This is a genomic window from Motilibacter deserti (genome assembly GCF_011250635.1).
In the GTDB taxonomy this organism is placed as follows: domain Bacteria; phylum Actinomycetota; class Actinomycetes; order Motilibacterales; family Motilibacteraceae; genus Motilibacter_A; species Motilibacter_A deserti.
In genome coordinates, this window is record NZ_JAANNP010000256.1 from 1 (window position 1) to 819 (window position 819).

At 71.7% G+C, this 819-nt stretch carries 1 protein-coding gene; it reads left to right on the forward strand.

The window, feature by feature from the left end; genetic code table 11:
- Positions 1–732 (forward strand): ABC transporter ATP-binding protein (locus G9H71_RS22900; RefSeq protein ID WP_196792397.1); only part of this gene is annotated, 732 nt, incomplete at its 5' end.
- Between the last annotated feature and the right edge of the window lie 87 nt (positions 733–819).

Genomic DNA, 819 nt, shown 5'->3' on the forward strand with positions numbered 1-819 from the left:
GCGGCGCGGACGGTGGGTCTGTCGAAGGTGTACGGCGCGGGTGACACCCGGGTGGTGGCGTTGGACGAGGTGTCGGTGTCGTTCGCGCGGGGGGAGTTCACCGCGATCATGGGGCCGTCGGGGTCGGGCAAGTCGACGCTGATGCACTGCGCGGCCGGGCTGGACTCGGCCTCCGGCGGCAGCGTCCACATCGGCGACACCGAGCTGACCGGCCTGGCGGACAAGGCGCTGACCCGGTTGAGACGGGACAAGATCGGCTTCATCTTCCAGTCGTTCAACCTGCTGCCCACGCTGACCGCGCTGGAGAACATCACGCTGCCGATGGACATCGCCGGCCGCAAGCCGGACAAGGCCTGGCTCGACACCGTGGTCGACACGGTCGGACTGCGCGACCGGCTCGGCCACAAGCCCACCGAGCTGTCCGGCGGCCAACAGCAGCGCGTGGCCTGCGCCCGCGCCCTGGCCTCCCGCCCGGAGATCATCTTCGCCGACGAGCCCACCGGCAACCTGGACTCGCGCGCCGGCGCCGAGGTGCTGGCCTTCCTGCGCCGCAGCGTCCGCGAGATGGGCCAGACCGTCGTCATGGTCACCCACGACCCGGTCGCCGCCTCCTACGCCGACCGCGTGCTGTTCCTGGCCGACGGCCGCGTCGTGGACGAGATGCGCGAGCCCACCTCCGACGCCGTCCTCGAGCGCATGAAGCAGTTCGACGCCGCCGGCCGGAGGTCCTGAGCCATGCTCCGCGCCACCCTCAAAGGCCTGCTCGCCCACAAACTCCGCCTCGCCCTGTCCGCCGTCGCCGTCATCCTCGGCACCGCG